The sequence below is a fragment of the Verrucomicrobium spinosum DSM 4136 = JCM 18804 genome (genome assembly GCF_000172155.1).
In the GTDB taxonomy this organism is placed as follows: Bacteria; Verrucomicrobiota; Verrucomicrobiia; order Verrucomicrobiales; family Verrucomicrobiaceae; genus Verrucomicrobium; species Verrucomicrobium spinosum.
This window is the reverse complement of sequence record NZ_ABIZ01000001.1, coordinates 317,573-335,582: the sequence shown is the minus strand read 5'-3', so window position 1 is coordinate 335,582 and position 18,010 is coordinate 317,573. Positions and strand designations below refer to the sequence as shown.

The 18,010-nt window shown below is 61.4% G+C and carries 12 protein-coding genes; 4 read left to right on the top strand and 8 right to left on the bottom strand.

Going from position 1 to position 18,010, the window contains the following annotated elements:
* The first annotated feature begins 1 nt into the window (after window position 1).
* Complete coding sequence (locus VSP_RS01240) at window positions 2–649, top strand: response regulator transcription factor (protein ID WP_009958180.1); 648 nt, start codon at window positions 2–4, stop codon at window positions 647–649.
* A 471-nt stretch (window positions 650–1,120) separates the two neighbouring features.
* Here the strand turns inward: VSP_RS01240 and VSP_RS01235 are convergent, their stop codons facing one another.
* From VSP_RS01235 to VSP_RS38745, 3 genes are all read right to left on the bottom strand, one after another.
* The gene (locus VSP_RS01235; protein WP_029190086.1) at window positions 1,121–1,474 is read right to left on the bottom strand and encodes a hypothetical protein; all 354 of its coding nucleotides are present in this window, start codon (window positions 1,472–1,474) and stop codon (window positions 1,121–1,123) included.
* A gap of 141 nt (window positions 1,475–1,615) precedes the next feature.
* Window positions 1,616–3,172, bottom strand: a complete 1,557-nt coding sequence (locus VSP_RS01230) for a tyrosinase family protein (protein WP_009958178.1) — start codon at window positions 3,170–3,172, stop codon at window positions 1,616–1,618.
* A 58-nt stretch (window positions 3,173–3,230) separates the two neighbouring features.
* A complete protein-coding gene (locus tag VSP_RS38745) occupies window positions 3,231–5,540 on the bottom strand; it encodes a redoxin domain-containing protein (RefSeq protein WP_009958177.1) in 2,310 nt (769 codons plus the stop codon).
* Window positions 5,541–5,864: 324 nt separating this feature from the next.
* Here VSP_RS38745 and VSP_RS42875 point away from each other — a divergent pair, with 324 nt between their 5' ends.
* A complete protein-coding gene (locus VSP_RS42875) occupies window positions 5,865–7,538 on the top strand; it encodes an SMP-30/gluconolactonase/LRE family protein (RefSeq protein ID WP_009958176.1) in 1,674 nt (557 codons plus the stop codon).
* 245 nt (window positions 7,539–7,783) lie between these two features.
* Here VSP_RS42875 and VSP_RS01210 read toward each other — a convergent pair whose 3' ends face one another.
* The 3 genes from VSP_RS01210 to VSP_RS01200 are packed head-to-tail and all read right to left on the bottom strand — an operon-like array spanning window position 7,784 to window position 12,681.
* Entirely contained in the window at window positions 7,784–10,219 is a 2,436-nt protein-coding gene (locus VSP_RS01210) for a nucleoside hydrolase-like domain-containing protein (protein WP_009958175.1), read from the bottom strand.
* Between the two features lie 60 nt (window positions 10,220–10,279).
* Entirely contained in the window at window positions 10,280–11,404 is a 1,125-nt protein-coding gene (locus VSP_RS01205) for an SGNH/GDSL hydrolase family protein (RefSeq protein ID WP_198141288.1), read from the bottom strand.
* The gene (locus VSP_RS01200; RefSeq protein ID WP_029190085.1) at window positions 11,401–12,681 is read right to left on the bottom strand and encodes a Gfo/Idh/MocA family protein; all 1,281 of its coding nucleotides are present in this window, start codon (window positions 12,679–12,681) and stop codon (window positions 11,401–11,403) included. Before VSP_RS01200 ends, VSP_RS01205 begins: the two co-directional genes overlap by 4 nt.
* A gap of 250 nt (window positions 12,682–12,931) precedes the next feature.
* On the opposite strand from VSP_RS01200, the gene VSP_RS01195 reads away from it, so the two are divergent.
* Both VSP_RS01195 and VSP_RS01190 read left to right on the top strand, forming a co-directional pair.
* Complete coding sequence (locus VSP_RS01195; protein WP_009958170.1) at window positions 12,932–14,179, top strand: MFS transporter; 1,248 nt, start codon at window positions 12,932–12,934, stop codon at window positions 14,177–14,179.
* A gap of 6 nt (window positions 14,180–14,185) precedes the next feature.
* Window positions 14,186–15,319, top strand: coding sequence for an aminotransferase class V-fold PLP-dependent enzyme (locus VSP_RS01190; RefSeq protein ID WP_009958169.1), 1,134 nt, complete (start codon window positions 14,186–14,188; stop codon window positions 15,317–15,319).
* A 485-nt stretch (window positions 15,320–15,804) separates the two neighbouring features.
* On the opposite strand, the gene VSP_RS01185 is transcribed toward VSP_RS01190, so the two are convergent.
* Window positions 15,805–16,746, bottom strand: a complete 942-nt coding sequence (locus VSP_RS01185) for an amidohydrolase family protein (RefSeq protein ID WP_009958168.1) — start codon at window positions 16,744–16,746, stop codon at window positions 15,805–15,807.
* Between the two features lie 44 nt (window positions 16,747–16,790).
* Complete coding sequence (locus tag VSP_RS01180; protein WP_009958167.1) at window positions 16,791–17,936, bottom strand: M20 family metallopeptidase; 1,146 nt, start codon at window positions 17,934–17,936, stop codon at window positions 16,791–16,793.
* Between the last annotated feature and the right edge of the window lie 74 nt (window positions 17,937–18,010).

Here is an 18,010-nt window from a genome sequence, read left to right as displayed (position 1 = left end):
CATGCCTGTGCGCATTGCCATGATCGAAGATGACCTGCCGTTTGCCCAGACGCTGCAGCGCTACTTCAGCCTGGGCCCGGAAGTCCGCTGCGAGGCCCACTACACCACCGGAGAGGCGGCGCTGCAACAGCTCCCGGGAGCGGCCCCGGATCTGGTGCTGGTGGACATCAACCTGCCCCACATGAGCGGCATCGAGTTTGTCTCCCGGATCAAGGAGACAACCCCAGGCCTGCTCTGCCTCATGCTCACCATGTATGAGGAGAGCCCGCTCATTTTTGACGCGCTCAAGGCCGGCGCTTGCGGCTATCTCCTGAAGCGCACCCCTCCGCGGGAGATTGTGGCCGGCATCGTACAGGCACATGCAGGAGGCTCGCCCATGTCACCCCAGGTGGCGCGGCAGGTGGTGAGCTTTTTCCACCGTGTCACGGACACGGCCACCACCGCCCCGCCAGATCCAGAGATGAGCGCGCTGGCGGAGCGGGAGCGGGAAGTGCTGGACCTTCTTTCCAAGGGATTTCTCTACAAGGAAATCGCCGACCAGCTCGGCATCTCCACCCATACAGTGAACAGCCACATCCGCCGGATCTATGAAAAACTCCACGTGCGCTCCCGCGCCCAGGCGGTGGCGAAGTATCGCGGGCTGACGTGAGGTGTCAAAACTGAGGGCCGAGGGCTCGCCCTCATCCTGGTGATGAAGTAGCAGTTGGGATACGCAAGGATTTCGGAAGACGCATGTGCCTGAATGAATCCGGGCCTTCAGCCCTTAAACATCCTCTTTTGAATCCTGAACCCAGGGCGTTGCCCTGGGCTGGTATGATTCCGGGCCTTTGGCCCTCAGTTGCCCAGTTTGCAGCCAATCCGATCAACGAACGCATTTGCATGCCATTGCCACATTCCACGACGAGGAAACGTCTGGTTAGCAAAGTTGCAGTCTCCGGGAAGGGCATCAACACGAGCAAGCAAAGCCTGGTTGGGCATTCTCGCATTGCAGCGCGAATCATGAGGGCCAAAGGCCCGGCCTCATTCCAGCCTGGTGCACCGCCCCAGGTACTAGGAATTTAATAGAAATTGAGGGCTGAAAGCCCGGTGTCATTCAGAGGCTCCCTCGCTGGTCTCTTCCCTACTCCGGCGTGCCGCTCACCGGCATGAGCTCCAGGTTCGCCGCCTCCACCTCGGTTTTCGTCGGGGCACGGGTTTTTCCTCCCGTCAACTCCTCCACCTCCAGCTGCAGGCTCACCTTGCCGTCCTTCACGGCCGCCAGCGGCACGGGCACCATAAACGAGCCCGCCTTCCGGCCCGGCAAAATGCCGAACGGCACCACCGCCCCGACTACCTCGCCCTCAGTCGTCTTCACGATGATGCGGGCGCCTTTGGCCAGAGTACCGACCGTAATGCGCACCGCCACGGCTTCATCCGCCTCCCTCGCCCGGGGCAGGGCGAGCAGCATTTTTCCGTCTGGAGCAGACTCTTTCACGGTTTTGGCGGGGCTTTCAGAACCTGCCCTCCCGCATGCCGGAATGAGGAAACAAACCAACCCGAGCCCCAACAGGGACTTGAGAAGAGGAGTTTGCATCCACATACCGGCACACGAGTTTAAGAGAGGTGAGCCCCCAAATTAGAAGGTGCCCACTGAGATCTCTGACACCTTGGCCTGCAAAGGCGTCAAATTTACTCCTTTCCTTTCTGCCACCACCTGCACCCGCAGCGGCTGGCCAGGCTTGAGTTCGTTGGTCTCCTGCAGCTTTTTCACCGCCTCGGTCAGCGGCATGAGGAAGCTCAGGGGCTGATTTTTATGCCCGCCGAGCTGTTTGCCAAAGACGCTGAACGTTCCCGCGAAACTTGGGGAATCAAAGTCCACATGGCTCACATTCTCCGGCGGATTCACCAGCACGTGAAACTCCACCCCGGCCACATCCATGGGCGGCGCAATGGTGATCTTGGCGAAAACTGCGGGACCATCCGCCTTCATGGCGGCCTCCGGCACGGCTTCAGGCACCATCACATCAGCGCGGGCGGAGGCACTAAAGTTGGGCACTGCAGCCCCGAGCGTGCCCAGCCACACCTTGTTGTTCATTTCGCCAGGGCGGCTGGCAGCTGGAATCACCGCCTCACCGGAGCCAGGCTCGTAGTTATAGTCAAAGTCTCCGATCGTGGCGTAGTCACCCGCCTTGTTCTTCGCCACCGGTTTGCCGTCCGGCCCGATGAAGAAGAGGAAAGGCTCATTGGCCCACAGCGGCAGGTTCGCCCCTGTGGGTAGCGTAGGCAGCCCAAGACGCTGTTGTTTGCGTGTCCACACGTCCCAGAGCCGGTCAATATTGGAATGGTGGGCGAAGAACACCGGGTCGGTGGGAGAGAGCAGGTCCTGCATGAACCCGCCGATGTTGTTGTGCACGTTGTTGTGCGGCTGGCTTTCCAGGATGCCCTGGGTGGCGCTCTCACTGTGGTTGGCGGTCTTGCCACTGCCAAAGGTGATGAAGTCCGTCGGCGCAAGAGCGTTGCGGATGGTCCCGATGGAGACCGCCCGGCGGGTGGTCGCATCAAAGCCGGGGTTCTGTCTCGTCAACGTGCGGGCCCGGCCACGGGGAAAGAACATGGGGCTGTCCCGCACCGCCTGCCACACATCGTTCACGGACTGAAAGCCCCGGTTCCGCATCTGCTGGAGCTGAGCCGTGGAGAAAGAGTTCCAGAGCGCGCTCATGGGATTGGAGAGCTGCGAGTAGAACTCATTGTAGCTGGCAATGAAGGCAGGATTGTTGGGGTCCAGCACACCATTGAAGAAAGAGTCCGGAACCTGCGGCAGCGCCGTCCAGTCCCAATAAGGAAAGGCGAAGTTGGGGTCCCCACTGAGCTCGCGGACCGTGCGCTCAAACCAGCCGGTGTAGCCACGGTGCCACACGACAAACCACCAGTTCCCATGCGGGCAGTCCAGCGTGTGGATGAAGGCGTTCCGGTACCAGTTGCGCGCATCCGAGGGCGGGAGCTGCAGCATGACGGTGATGGCCTTCTTGTAGCTCTCCAGGAAAGGTGCAGCCGCAGGGTTTTGTAAATTGAGCCGGTGGTATTTTGCCGTGGCGGCTTGGGCAGGTTCCTGGCCAAAGGACCAGCCGGCAGAGGCGGCAGCCGCACCGGCGGTGACCAGGAACTGACGGCGGGAGGTGGTGGGAGGGGACATGAGGAATATAGAGTTCGTGGTTATAACAGATTGAAAAACGGCTTCTCCGGAGAAGAGATCAGGGCTGGCGGCTGGCCACCGCCCCGGAACGGGCGGGCGCAGCCACCTGTCCCGTCTCACGCAGGAGGGTGTCCACATCCATGTAGGGGGTCATGGAGACGTTCTGCCAGTGCACCCGGCCCGCGGCATCCAGCACGAAGAGTCCGTGCAGGGGTCCGTCGGCATAGCAGCCATAGGAGCGGAAGACACGCATCTCAGGATCTGCCAGCAGCGGAAACGGGCAGGGCGTGCCCTCCAGGGCCTTGCCCAAATCCGCCACCGTATCGGTGCTGATGCCAATGACCTGCACTCCCTGCTTTCGGAAGGCCTCTGCCTTCTCCACCAGCGCGGTCATCTGCTCGTTGCAGCGCAGGCAGGCAAAGCCCTCATAGAAGAAAAGCACGGTGGGTCGGGTGAGAAGATCCGCTGATTTCTGCATCTTGCCGCTGGTATCCGGCAGGGACCAGGCGGGCGCAGGATACGGCGCACCCAGCCGTTTGGGCTCCATCGCTCCCGCATCAGCCATGGGCTCGGCTGCCGACGGCTTGGAAATTTCCACCAGCTCCATCATGCCTTCATCCTCGTGGTCGAGGATGTGACAGTGCTGGACGAAGACGCCGTCAAAGTCGGTGTACTCCGTGCGGAAACTTACTTTCCACCCTTCATTCAGGATGATGGTGTCTCTCCATACCGGCAGCACCGCCCCGGTTTTGGGATCGCGATCCAGCTGTTCCACACTCTGATCATCCAGGATGGAGAAGATTTCGAATGGATTCACATGAATGTGAAAAGGATGGCTCACCGGTCCCACATTGTTCCTGGAAATAACCGTCCACTCCTGCACTTCGCCCAGGGTGTTCTGACGCGCTTCGTCGAAGTCAAACGGCTGCCGGTCGATGGTAAAGACCACCCCGTCGCCCTTGGGGATGATGCCATAGGCCGCAGCCTGGCGCGCTGTGACCCGCTTCGGATCGATAGATGGCAGCCGGAACCGCTTCACCGCATCATCCGTGGGTAGCGGCATCGGATTGGGGGGGCCTTCCACGATCACCACGGCAAGGTAGCGCCGCTCCTCGGGAATGACCACGCCGCCTCCGGGCACCCGGCCATCCCGCAACACATACTGCACCCCCGCCACCGGCGGTGCCTGAATGAGCACGTCCGAGCGGTAGCCGGGCCAGAGCTCCAGCTTGGGACGTGAGGCGACACGCCCGAGGGCGAGTCCATCCACGGCGATCTCATGAAAGTTCAAACGCGAGGGGGCACTCTGCCCGCTATGATCCACGCGCACCAGCTCCGGCTGGATGACCTCCCGAATGGCGCTGTCGATCAAGCGCCACCGTTCCACGGAGCCGGGCTGCATACGAATCACGGGCAGTTTCACGCCGTTGATGGTGGTGTAGCGCCCCAGCTTGTCCCAGGTCCGGGGACCAAAGCTGCAGTCCGCATATTCCGCCTCAATCACTCCCACCGTGAGGTTGGTGTCCTTGGGAATCGCGGGACACACCGGCTTGCTGGCATTGTTCACATACGGGATCTGCTGCAGCACCATGACGCGATCCGGGACACGGGCGATCTCAGGCACCGTGTCCAGCCCGCCTTCAATGATCAGGGCTCCGGACATGCCGCTGCCCACATTGGCCGCCGTGGAGCCGTGCTTGTGGGCATGGTACCAGAAGGTCCCTGCAGGGTGGTCTTTCGGGATGACAATCTCGTACTTCTGCTCAGAGCGTGGGGGAATCTCCAGCAACACGTTGTCACTGATTCCAGAGGGCGACACGTGCAGCCCGTGCGTGTGCAGGTTGGTGGTGTTAAACCCATGCAGCGTGTTCATCACATCCGCCATGCCGGGCTCGGGATCGAGGTTGTTGCTCACCGTGATGTAGAGCGTGTCCCCCGGCCGGCAGCGCAGGGTGGGGCCCACCAGCTTCCCGTTGTAGGACCGCAGGTACACGGGGTCCGAACCGATCTGGTTGCGGGCCTTGAAGACATTCAGCGTGACGTTGAGTTTTCCGTTGACGGATCGAACCACATCCGGCTCGGGGAATGTCGCTGCCTGGGCCTGCTTCATCAGGCCCTCCACCTCCCCGGTGGTGAGGATCTTTGGCTGCACCCGCAGAGAAAAGATGTCCGGGGCCATTTCCCCGCGGGCATTTCGCTCTCCGAACTCCCGCCAGGCGTTCTGGAGTCGTTTGCGGGCCCCTTCCACCGCCTGTCGGTGGGCAGTGGCGTCCATGACAGGGGGCTGGGGATTGTCTTGAGCCGCAAGCCCAAGCGGCAGGAACAGCGCCGAGGCGCAGAGATGGAGGACCGTGTGACAAGTTTTCATGGCGTCGGAAGTTGGCAACCACGGCAATAGGGTGCCGTAGCCCAGGGGTATCACCCTAGGACGATGAAGGGTGGGCCACCGACGAAGGCGAGAGGAGTCATCTCTCTGCGGCGCAGGCTCACGTTTTTAGCGAAATGAACTATTGGTCTATAGGGGAATGTATTACCCCCGAGGATCGTGAAAGCAAGGACTATATTTAATATAATTTTTACGAGCTATTAGCCGACCGATCCTCTCCTTTTGTCACATATTCACCACATCCTGACATTGCCTGCGGTGACGCTGGCAGTGACCCGTGGTTTCTTGTCGCGTTGTTTTTTCGCCATGAAATCGCTGCTCCATCTCCCGCTCTCTGCAGGTCTGCTCCTGTTCTCCTGCTTCACGCCGGCCCATGCCCTCCACGAAGGCAAACGCCAGGTCCTGCTGGTGGGTGACAGCACCACCGAGGCGAAGATCCCCAAAATGCTCCGCCCTCAGGGCCCCCACTTTGAAGACGTGATCCGCATCCTCCTGGCGGCAGAGAAAGACCTCCAACCCGTGAACGTCATCAACCTGGGACTCAGTGGAGAGTACATCCAGCGGCTGCTGGACTCCGGCCGCTATGACAAGGAGGTCGCGAGGATCCCTGGTGCCGACTACATCTTCATCCGCTATGGCATCAACGACCAGGCCAGGCGTCAGGGGTTCGCGGAAAACTTCGCGAAGGACTATCATGAACTCATCCAACGCCTCAAGCGGGATCATCCCGAAGCCGTGATCATTGTCATGACCGTGATCCCCTATGGGGAAGAAGGACGCGTGGCCCAGATCAATGAATTGAACAAGAAGGTGTCTGAGGCTGAGGGATTGCCGCTCTTCGACATCTACCCCCGCTATGCAGCTGAACTCAAGAAGGGCCCCAACATGTTGAACTACCGGCGTTACCCGATCGAAAAGGTGCCGGAGAAGTTTAAGGAACTGGTGAAGCCCTTCATCAATGGCAAATCTGTGGTGGTGATGGACAACCAGCTTGATGCCCACCTGGGCGACCTGCCGGGATGGTATGGCGACCGCCACCCCAATCAGGCGGGCTATCAGGTGATCGCAGACGAAACGGCCAAGTACCTGGCCAAGATGATGCGGGAGAGGAAACAAACGGTGGCCGCCACCTCCACCGGAGGACTCTTCAAAGCCACGCCGCTCACCGCGCCCAATGGCTTCACCGATGGCATTGAAGGTCCGGCCTGCGATCATCAAGGCAATCTGTATGCCGTGAACTTTCAGGAGCAGGGCTCGATTGGGAAAGTAAGCCCGGACGGCAAGGCCGAGATCTTCGTAAAACTTCCTGAAGGGAGCATTGGCAACGGCATCCGCTTCAGCCGGGATGGGAAATCGTTCTTTGTGGCCGACTACACGAAGCACAATGTCCTCAAAGTGGATCTCACCAGCAAGGCCGTCTCCGTCCTGGCCAATGAACCGGGCATGAACCAGCCCAACGATATCGCCATCACGACCGAAGGAGACTTCTATGCCAGCGATCCCGCCTGGAAAGATGGCACTGGGCAGCTCTGGCGGATCAGCCGGGAAGGCAAAGCTTCCAAGGTGGCCAGCAACATGGGCACCACCAACGGCCTGGACGTCAGCCCCGATGGCAGAACGCTGTATGTGAACGAAAGTGTGCAGCGCAAGGTCTGGGCCTTCCCCGTTCAATCGGACGGCACCCTGGGCGAGAAACGCCTGCTCAAGGAATTTCCCGATCACGGCTTCGACGGCATGCGCTGCGATGTGGCAGGGAACCTCTACATCACCCGGCACGGCAAAGGCACTGTGGTCAAGCTAAGCCCGCAGGGCGAAGTGCTGCAGGAGATTGATGTACTGGGCAAGAGCCCCACCAACCTGTGCTTCGGCGGCCCGGACGGCTGCACCGTGTACGTGACCGATGCGGATCAAAGACGCGTGGTGCAGTTCCGCGTGGACCAGCCGGGATTGGAATGGGCGCGGGCGCAGAGACAGGATTAACAAGATTTTGCTTAGATTTACAAGATGGGGATCCTGGTTCGATGCAATCATTTCGTGGCCAGAAGCTTGGAGCTCTATCCCTGAAAGGGATATGTAGCACAGCCCAACGTTGGACGAGCCCTAAGCGAGTCAACGTTGGGTAGGATGGAGATGAGGATCAGGTGTGAAAGCCGGGGGCATCTGCTCTCAACCCATTCGCCATCATCACCCCCATGGCTATGCACCGGAACCTGCCGCCTCCAAAATCACCTCTCCACCGCCTCGCCCACCCGGGCGATGAAATCACTCCATACCATGTCCGAAGAATCGCCGTCCAGCCCCAAGCGGACGATCACCATGTCCCACTGAGGGATCACAAAACACCGGTTGTTGTTGTGTCCGGCCGCACAATACACCCCCACCGGGGCATGGGGGAATTTCAAAGAACCGTCCGCCTGCACACCATTGACCCACCAGTTGTAGCCGTAGCAACCCTGTCCATCGGCGCTGCCTTCGGGATGCCCCCATGGCAATGCTGCTGGCACCTGCACCCTGGTGGCCTCGTTCACCCACCGTTCGCTCAATAACTGCTGGTCGCCCCAGCGCCCGCCGTTCCGCATCAACCAGCCATAGCGCGCCAACTCACCGGCGCTGATCTGCACCGACTGCCCGCGGTTTCCTGAACCACAGTTGACCAGGATGCCTTCCTCTTGTCCCAAATCCCCCCACTTCCAGCGGCCCTGATGCATGCCGATGGGATCAGCAATGCGCCGCATGAAAACCTCCGCCATGGGTTCCCCGGCAATACGGGTGAGCACGTGGCCGAACTGATTCATCGCGGAGTCCCAGTAGGCGAACTGGCTGCCGGGCGGGCGAAAGAGGGGCTCTCCAGGGAGAAAGTGAGTCTTGCTCGGGCCATGCTTGTAGCTGCCCGTCGTCTCGTCCCCCTGCGCACGATAGCCCGAGGTCATGGTGGTGAAGTGGCGCAGCGTAAGATCTGGATAGAGCGCAGCCATCTCCGGCAACACCTCAGCCACGCGGGTGTCAGGCGTGCATTTGCCATCGTCCACCAGCAGTCCCATCACCGTGCTGGTGAAGCTTTTCGTGAGCGACCACGTGCCGTGCACCTTGCCGATGTCATTGCCCTTCCAGACCATCTTTCCATGCCGGATGATGACCAACTCCCTCACCCCGTCCTGTCCCAGGGAATTCTCCAGATAGCGCACCGCCTCAGTCAGTCGCTCCCCATACAGTCCCTGCGACTCCGGGGTTGCCCTTTCCCATTCACTGCCTGGAAACACACCAGTCGTCGGAGCAGGCGGTGTTTCCACGACCACCGCGGCCCGACGATAGGCACACAATGGCGGTGCCCCCTGATCCTGCACCCGCAGCACGACATGGATCGTGCAAGCCTCATTCTGATCGGGCTTGGGTGCGATGAAACTTGTCTGCCCGCCTTCCGTCGCTGAAAGCACCACCTCGCCGCGATACGTTCCGGCTTCAGGATAGACCATCCATTCCATGCGAAGGGGTTGCCCATCGGGATCCCGGGTGCCCGTGGCGCTCAGCTCCACCTTGTCCCCTTCCCGGACCACCAGATGCATCACGCCTTTACCCTCGTTCCCATTCAGGACCGGGATGGGGGCATGGTTGGCTTTGTCATAAGCATCCGCCACACACCAGTCCATGCGAGCCTTGAAGTCATTCTGCAAGTCCGCGGCCCAGCGGACCAGCGTCTGATCACGATGGGTCGAGCCCTGCCATGTGTCCTTCACATTGGCCCAGAAGTACGCTTTGTCCGGGTGGTTGGGGTTCTGTCCCAACCGCCCACCCCAGCCTCCCCAGCCGGGCTCATTGGGATCGGAGAGCCCATTGGGCACCAGGTACAGAAACAGGGAGGTGTCCCCCTCCTTCTGCGGCAGACTGGTGTTGGTCGGGTACTGCCGCCCCAAGGGACCATGATTCTGGATGACATCCCGCTGGATGTCGAAGCCGCCGGCCCGGGCCGTGATGCGGGAAAACTGATGATACCATCTCTTACCGCCCTGCTCAGGCTGGCTGGTATCGATCCACCTGCGGAAGGCCGGCTTCAACGCGGAGGTATGTTCCGCGAACCGGTCGGCTGAGCTTAGGCGCAGCTTGTTCTTGAACTTGGCGTACCCCTCCTGCCGCCGCTCCTTCAGCACCTTGTCCAGGGCCCGCTTCAGGCAGCTTTCCGCACTGCCCCGGTCCGTTCCCCAGTTGGAGAACCACACCGGCCTCCGGTCATCCTTGTCCACGGCCGCGATGATCAGGTTCACCCCGTCGTCCGTGTCTTGATAGCCGGGTACGCAGGTCTTGAGCAATGCTTCAGCCGAAGGAAAGCGCGGATCGTGCACCACGAGATGGGGGTGACACTCGCCATAAGCACGCACCGTGGCCCGTACAATCCCCAGACCATCTCGCACCGGGTTCTTGTTCTCCCCTTCCCGGGCCTCCTTGCGGTTGGCAATGATGCCTTCGATGTCGAACTCATTCGCGTACACCAGGAGACGCACCAGCGACTGCTCATCATCCGGATCTCCTCCGGCATCCGTCTCGATGATGAGGCGCGGCCGCTGCTCCAGTGACTGCGTCTGCGCCTGCACAGGCTCCCCGAGCCCCATCAACACCATGGGGATGGCCTGAATACAGAGCAACCGAAGAGCCAGAGGGAGCGCCATCCCGCGATGATACACAACCCTCCGGTTGCTGAAAGGCAGATCCGCAGGCTGCCTCGCCGATCACTGGGGCCCAGACATCCAATGCTTGAGCCAGCTGTAGAAACTGCTGCCGATCTGGGCATATCCCGCAGCATTGGGATGCACGGCATTGTCCGCCGGATACCCCTCCACGGGATCCACATTCAGCTCCGTGGGCACGACGTAGATCCCGTCCTTCTCCCGCCCGCCGAACTGGGCCAACTGCCGCTGCACCAGCCGGTGCTGGATGCGTTTCCATCCCCAGCGCGGGTACTTGCCTTTGTAGTTGGCCTGGAATGCCCCCTCGCGGGAATTAGGAGCCGTAGTCAACCCGATGGCAATCACCGTGCGGGGTGAAGCCACCCGAAAGGCTGCGATGAGCTTCTCTGCATTGGTGAACATCGTGTCGATGGTCGCATCCGGATTCTCTGGTTTGGCACCAAAGCAATCGTTGATGCCGAGCAGAAAGGTCACCACATCCGGCTTCTCTTCCCCGCCCTGTTCTTTGAGATAGCGCGCCACATCCAGAGCAGGATTGCCCTGGCCATCGAGATACACAAAGGGGCTGCTCCGCTTCTTCCAGCCTTTGCCATCAGGCGTGCGTTCCTCCTTGGGTTCGTGGCGGGTGAGAAACGCCGCCCACGTCCAGCCACCGTAGCCCTCATGAGCGACTCCCGGCTGGGCCGATGCTGGTCGATGCTGACCGTACATTTTCCAGCCAGGATTCTCCGGCAACGAGAGCAGCCTGGCGATCTCATTGGGATAGGCGGTGGCGGCGGTGAGACTGTCGCCCACGATCAGCAACTTCAACTCCCGCCCCTTCCCTGCATCACGCGGAGCCACGCGAAGCCGCGTCTGGCCCCGCTCCAGTTCCTTGCCCGCTGCATCCCTCACCACCACCTCCATCGCGTGCTCGCCCACGTCCTTGTCCTCCGGCGTCACTGTCCACCGACGAGCCTCGGACTGTCCGAGGTCACATTTCACCTCGAACCGCAACGCTTCCGGATGCTCCGTAAGCACCACGTTGTCATAGTAAAGGCTCACCGGCACGCCCGGGGTGCCGTACCAGACCGGTGGCAGTGTGAGCTGGAGCGAATCTGCCGCAGGCAGCACCCGCAGCAGCATCACCAGGCTGACCAGGGAGCCGATGAAACCACGCTTCCTCACGCCGTCCACCCCTCCCGCACCGGTTTGGCCAGCAGGGCATTGGCTTCCGCATCGCCTTCAAACTTCTCCGCAGCCGGATCAAACTTGAGCGGTCTCTGTAGAGCAGCTGCGATGCTGCCCATGTAGCACACCGTGGCCGTGCGCTGGGCGATGGGGGCCGGCGCCGCAGTCTGGCCGCGCGAGAGCATGGCGTCGATGAAATTACGGTGGTGATTCTTCGACTCAAAGAGCCGCACGTCGGAGTCCTTCAGCTTCGTGCGCAGGATGTCGATGGAGCTGGCTTTGAGCGTCTCATTTTCCGAGAAGATCCAGCCCTGGGTGCCGACAAACTTCACCCCGTACATGGCCGCATCTGTCGTGCTTACCATCCGCACCTTCAGCCCGTTGGCATAGCGGTACACGATCTCGTATTCCTCCGGGGCATCATAGAGCCCCTGAGCACGGCGCTTCACGTTCCGCGCCTCCACCTCGACAGGGGTGGTTTCATCCATGCCCGCGCCCCATTGGGCCACATCCAGGAAGTGCGCGCCCCAGTCCGTGATGTAGCCGGGCGCATAGTCATTGATCCAGCGGAAGTTGAAATGGCAGCGCGCTGCCGTGTAAGGCCGCTCTGGCAAGGGCCCCTGCCAGAGCTTGTAATCGAAACCCGCCGGCACTTCCTGCGGAGCCTCCATGCCGGTGAAGCCACCCCGGATGGCGAACTTGCCCGGCACCCCCACCTCGATATCCTTGAGTTCGCCGATATAACCATTCCGCACCAGCTCACAGGCCATGCGCGGCTTCAGTCCGGAGCGACGCCAGGTACCGCATTGCAACACCCGCTTGTGCTCCTCCACGGCATCACAAATGGCGCGCCCCTCCGCGATGCTCGCACCCAGCGGCTTCTCGGAGAAAAGATCCTTGCCCGCCTTCGCTGACGCGATGGCCACTCCCGCGTGCCAGTGATCCGGCGTGGCGTTCATCACCGCATCCACCTTGGGGAGCTTGAGCACCTCGCGGTAGTCGTTGTAGAGATCGCCTGCAGTCAGCTTCGCCAGTTTGGCGGCGGCTTCCCGGTGCGCCACATCCACATCACAGGCCGCCACCACCTGCACCCGTTCATCAGTGAGGAAAGACCGCAGATTGGCCATCCCCTGGCCACCCGTGCCGATACACGCCAGGCCGATCTTGCTGTTGGGCCCCACGGCACCTGCCCTGCCCAGTACCGCGGAGGACAAGATCAAGGGGAACGATGACTTCAAGAAGTGACGACGGGAGGGCGAGCGTAGGGAGGACATGGCGTCGGAAGCGATGAATCAGGGCATTTGCCCTGTAGCAACCAAACGCGCCACGCCTGCGCCGATTCATTCACCTTTCGGGATGGATACTGGTGAAAATGTTACGTGGCGACCGCCCTCCCCACGATAGTCCGCAATCCTGATAGTATTGTGACGGGCTGACCGGGCCGGGGAAACATGATCCCCGGGACCGCCGATATGCTTGACGCGCCTTCTTCTCTCCACCCAGACTCCCCCTCAAGACGTTCTCATGCCTTCATTGTCATTCCGTTCCTCCTCCTGGCGCTGGTGGATCACCGGCCTGCTGCTGCTCGCCACCACCATCAACTACATGGACCGCGTCACGCTTGCGGTCGCCTCCGTGCGGGTCACCCGGGAGATGGGGCTCAGCGAGGGGCAATATGGGGATCTGGAGGTGGTTTTCGGCTGGGGATTTGCCATCGGCTCCCTGGTCTTTGGTTTTCTGGCGGATCGGCTTCGCATCTACTGGCTGTACCCCATGGTACTGGGAGGATGGTCCCTCATGGGCATGGCCAGTGGCTGGGTGAATGGCCATGAAAGCCTGCTGATCTGCCGGGCCCTCCTGGGCTTCTTTGAGGCCGGGCACTGGCCGTGTGCGCTGAAGACCACCTTCGCCGTGCTCAATGAAAAAGACCGCACCATGGGGAACAGCATTCTCCAGAGCGGGGCCTCCATCGGCGCGGTCATCACGCCGCAGGTGATGAAGCTGCTGCTCACGGATCAACCCGGCTCCTGGCGCACCACCTTCATCGTCGTGGGGGCTGTGGGTTTTGCCTGGATCGCCCTCTGGTTTTTGATGCTGCGTCCACGGGATCTGGAGGTGTCCCCATCCACAGCTTCGCCCCAGCCCTCCGCCAAGCCTGCCACCAGCATCTGGACGGTGCTGCGCAGTGGCCCCTTCTGGTCGGTGGCCATCCTCATTCTCGGTGCCCAGACCGTGTGGCACATCTACCGCGTGTGGCTCATGAAGTTCCTGCAGACCGGCCGGGGCTACAGCGAGACGGCCTCGCTCAACTTCAACTCCGCCTACTTCATCGCCACCGACATGGGTTGTTTCCTCGCGGGCCTCCTGTCCCTCTGGCTGGTCCGCCGCGGCCTGACGGATCCTCATGGTGCCCGGCGGAAGGTGTATTTTGGCGCGTGTCTGCTCACCTCATTGAGCGTCTTCATCCCCTGGCTGGGCCAGGGCTGGCTGCTGCTGGGTGTGCTCCTGCTCATCGGTGCCGGGGCCCTGGCGCTGTTCCCGTGCTACTACAGCTTTGTCCAGGAACTGTCCGCCGATCACGTCGGACGTCTCACTGGCATCCTCAGCATGTGGGTCTGGGCCGTCACCTCGCCCATGCACCGCTTCTTCGGGATGGTCGTGGACCGCACTGGCAGCTATGATGCGGGCCTCGTGCTTGCGGGTCTGGCGCCCTGGCTGGGTGTGCTGGCCTTGATGTTTCTCTGGCGCAAGTCTCCAGTCACTTCCAAGTAAACGATCATGCTCACCGATTCGACCCGTCGTCGTGATTTCCCCGCCCTGGAGGGCATCACCTACCTCAACACTGCCGCTGAGAGCATCCCGCCCCTGTGTGTGGGCGAGGCCATTCAGACTTACTGGCGGGACAAGGAACGCGGCATGAAGGGGCGGGATGCCCACTTCGCCCAGGTGGAAGCCTGCCGCGAAATTTCCGCGCGCATGATCGGGCTGGAACCTTCTGAAGTGTCCTTCTGCTCGTGCAGCTCCGAGGCGTACAACCTCCTCGCCTCCGCCCTGAACCTTGGAGCCACCGATGAAGTGGTGGTCACAGATCTGGACTTCCCTGCCGGAGCCACCCCTTGGTTGACCGCCATCGAGTCACCGCAGACACAGTTGTGGAAAGCGCGCGATGGCGAGTTGCAGGTGAAGGATCTCCTGCCCCTGCTCAACGAACACACCCGGCTCGTGCAGGTGTCGCTGGTGAGCTTCTACAACGGCCACCGCCTGGCCTGGCGCCCCTTCTGTGATGCGGTGCGGAACCTCGCCCCGCAGGCCCTGATCTCGGTGGACGTCACCCAGGCCCTTGGTCGCGTCATGCTGGATTGTGTGGATGCGGACATCGTTATTTCCAGCACCCACAAGTGGACCCTGGGCATCCACGGCGGCGGCATCATTGGCATTCCCCAGCGCAATGCTGGCCGCCTCACCACCCACGCCGGTGGATGGTACCACCTGCGCAACGCATTCGACGCCGACCGCTTTGAACGCGCCGATACGAAGACAGGCGCCGCGAGCTTCTCTGTGGGCATGCCCAACTTTGTCTCCCTGTACGCGCTGAACGCCTCCCTCCGCTATCTGGAAGACGTGGGCATCGAGAACATCGTCGCCCATGCCGACCCTCTCACCGCCGAGGTGGAGGCAGGCTTGAAAGAACGGGGCCTGCAACCCCTCTGCCCCTGGCGCTCAGACAATCCCTCCGGCATCGTCGCCTTCAAACACCCCGACTGTAGCATCCTGCACGCCGCCCTGGAGCACGAGCACATCCACATCATGCACCAGGCCGGACGCATCCGCATTGCGGTGCATGGGTACAACACCCAGGAAGATGTGGGAAATTTGTTGCGCGTGCTGGAGACCATCTTGCGGAAGGTGTGAAGAGTGACAGAAGACTGGAAGACTGAAGACCAAAGACTTGAGGGGTACAGGTTGGGGTGTGGGTTGCTGAAGTGAGGGCCTGTGTGGCACACGAAACTACCTGACCACCCTTTCACCGACCCCTCCGAAGCTCGTCCCGGAGGGACGGCGGAGCCTGCGCAACACCCATTCCCACCCCATTTCATTGTCTCATGAACCCGGAGGGTTCGCCGTGAATAGCCACGGGTCGGCCGAGCGGAGCGAGGACTACCCGTGGGAAACGGTGAGCCGCCTGCTACCGCGGAGCGGTAGGCCCATCGTACACCCCGCCCTTCCCGCGCCACACGTCCTCACTGCATTGGACACTTTGGCCTACCGCTCCGCGGTAGAATACAACGATCACGATACCATGGGTTGCACTCGCTACGCTCGTTTCACCCATGGCTATTCATGGCGAACCCTCCGGGTTCAATGCAACTATCTTGGACTGCGGATTGCTCCCTCACTCAACTGAAAAACACTTTCTGCGCCGTGCCACGCAACATCCACTTCTTGTCGTCCGCACTCAGGAAATCCAACCCTTTCCGCACCAGCTCGATCGCAGCCTGGTAGCTCTGCCCTTCTTCCACCTGATAAGGACAATCCGAGGCCCACATCAACCGCTTGGCTCCGTACACCCCGTGCAAACGCTTGATCATCGGGGCCAGGTCCTTGTAGGGCGGCTTCTTCGCCCCCAGGGCATAGAAGGCCGAGGTCTTCACGTAGCACTGCGGCAGTTCTGCCAGGCGGCACAAATTCTCCAGGTCCGCCTCCTGCACCGGCCCCTTCATCCCGACGCGGGCGAAGTGATCGATCACCACCCGCGTCTTGGGGAACTTCTGCGCCAGCTGTTTGATGGCGGGCAGTGAGTCTGGATTGGCCAACAGGCACATGGCCACCCCTTGATCTGCCGCCTGGGTCCACAAGGCGTGCATATTGGGTGAGCTCAGCCACGCCTCCACATCCGGCTTGTTGGCATACAGTCTCAGCCCGCGCACGCCCTGCTTCACCAGCGCCTTCAGCGTTGCCTTCGCATCCGAAGCATCATGATCCAGAATGCCCACCCCGCTGAACACGCCGGGGTGACGGGCCATCGTGTCCAGCATGTAGCGGTTGTCGTACTTGTAAAAGCTCATCTGGATGAGCACCACCCGCGCCACGCCATTCGGCACGGTGTAAGCAAACAACTGCTCCGGGGTGAAACTGGCCGGCACCATGTCCTTCTTCTTGGTGAAACCCTTGGCAATCGGGTAGTGCTCCGTGTCCGGCGTCCAGACGTGGACATGCGCGTCGATGTCTCCCGGAGGACTGGCCGCCTCCGCGGTGAGCACGCCTCCGGCTGCAGCCAGGGAGGTGACAAGAAACTGACGCCGGGTGGAGGACGTTGGGAGGACGGGAGATGAGCTCATGGTGTTGAAGGTTGATGACAAGATTTCAGGTAATAACGATAGCATCAGACAAAGGACTTCAGGAAGCGTTTGTGGAACTCCAGGGCGAGCTGCACCTGGTCCAGCTCCACATATTCCACCGCGGCATGGGCGCGATCGATGCTGCCCGGCCCGAAGACAATCGTGGGCACTCCGGCCCGTGCGAGCTTGCTGGCATCGCAACTGAAAGACACACCGCAGGGGCTCGCATTCAGCCCCAGTTCCGCCAGCACGCCGGATGCGACCTGCACCACATCCTCGCTTTCCGGCGTCTCCAGGGCTTCATCGGTGAGCATCGGGGCTTCCATGAATACATCCAGACCTGGATATTGCTGTCGGAGCTCCCCCAGGAGCGTCTCATAAACGGCCAGCACCTCCTCCACTCTCTCCCCAGGCAGCAGCCGGCGGTCGATCTCGATCGCGCATTGATCCGGCACGAAGTTCACCTGCGTGCCCCCGGTGATCACGCCCACGTTGCTCGTGGCTGTGCCGAGCAAAGGATGCGCTGCGTTCTCTGCGAGGCGCCCATGCATCTCCTCCAGGGCCAGCACCACCCGCGACATGTGGTGGATGGCATTCACACCCAGATGCGGCTTGGAACTGTGCGCGGATTTTCCCCGCACCACGATACGCCAGCGCAGCACACCTTTGGTCGCGATGACCGCCCTCAGTTCCGTGGGTTCCGCCACAATGGAGGCTGCGGCAGTGATTCCCTCACAGAGCTTCACCACCCCGCGGTAGGAGTATTCCTCATCCACCACCGCGGCGAGCCACACCTCACATGGCGGGGTGATCCCTTCCGCCTTCAGATCCGCCAGCGCATGCATCATCGTCGCCAGCCCCGCCTTGGTGTCGCACGCCCCCCGGCCATACATGCGCCCCTCCGCCACGCGAGGTTCAAAGGGCGGAATGCTCATGCCTTTGACCGAAACGGTATCCATATGCGCCTCCAGTACGATGCGCCGCCCAGGATCGCGTCCGGGCAGCCGGGAAATGACGTTGTTCCGCCCCGGGAACACCTCCTGCTCCCACGTTTCAATGCCCCGATGCTCGAAAAACATCCGCACATACTCCCCCAGCTCGGCCTCGCCCGGCCCGCCCTCGTAGGAGGAGTTCACACTGTTGATGCTGACCAGCTCAGCAAGGGTCAGAAGAAGGGGGGAGTCGCTCATCGGAGTTGGGACAGAGCCGGGCAGGAGACCGGAATGCCAACTCCTTACGCCGCTCTTTTCAGGCAACTTCCATC

Bases quoted from the DNA above. Each gene is read 5' to 3' on its own strand.
- VSP_RS01240 (WP_009958180.1), top strand. From the start codon at position 2: ATGCCTGTGCGCATTGCCATGATCGAAGATGACCTGCCGTTTGCCCAG.
- VSP_RS01230 (WP_009958178.1), bottom strand. From the start codon at position 3,172: ATGTCCCCTCCCACCACCTCCCGCCGTCAGTTCCTGGTCACCGCCGGT.
- VSP_RS38745 (WP_009958177.1), bottom strand. From the start codon at position 5,540: ATGAAAACTTGTCACACGGTCCTCCATCTCTGCGCCTCGGCGCTGTTC.
- VSP_RS42875 (WP_009958176.1), top strand. From the start codon at position 5,865: ATGAAATCGCTGCTCCATCTCCCGCTCTCTGCAGGTCTGCTCCTGTTC.
- VSP_RS01210 (WP_009958175.1), bottom strand. From the start codon at position 10,219: ATGGCGCTCCCTCTGGCTCTTCGGTTGCTCTGTATTCAGGCCATCCCC.
- VSP_RS01200 (WP_029190085.1), bottom strand. From the start codon at position 12,681: ATGTCCTCCCTACGCTCGCCCTCCCGTCGTCACTTCTTGAAGTCATCG.
- VSP_RS01195 (WP_009958170.1), top strand. From the start codon at position 12,932: ATGCCTTCATTGTCATTCCGTTCCTCCTCCTGGCGCTGGTGGATCACC.
- VSP_RS01190 (WP_009958169.1), top strand. From the start codon at position 14,186: ATGCTCACCGATTCGACCCGTCGTCGTGATTTCCCCGCCCTGGAGGGC.
- VSP_RS01185 (WP_009958168.1), bottom strand. From the start codon at position 16,746: ATGAGCTCATCTCCCGTCCTCCCAACGTCCTCCACCCGGCGTCAGTTT.
- VSP_RS01180 (WP_009958167.1), bottom strand. From the start codon at position 17,936: ATGAGCGACTCCCCCCTTCTTCTGACCCTTGCTGAGCTGGTCAGCATC.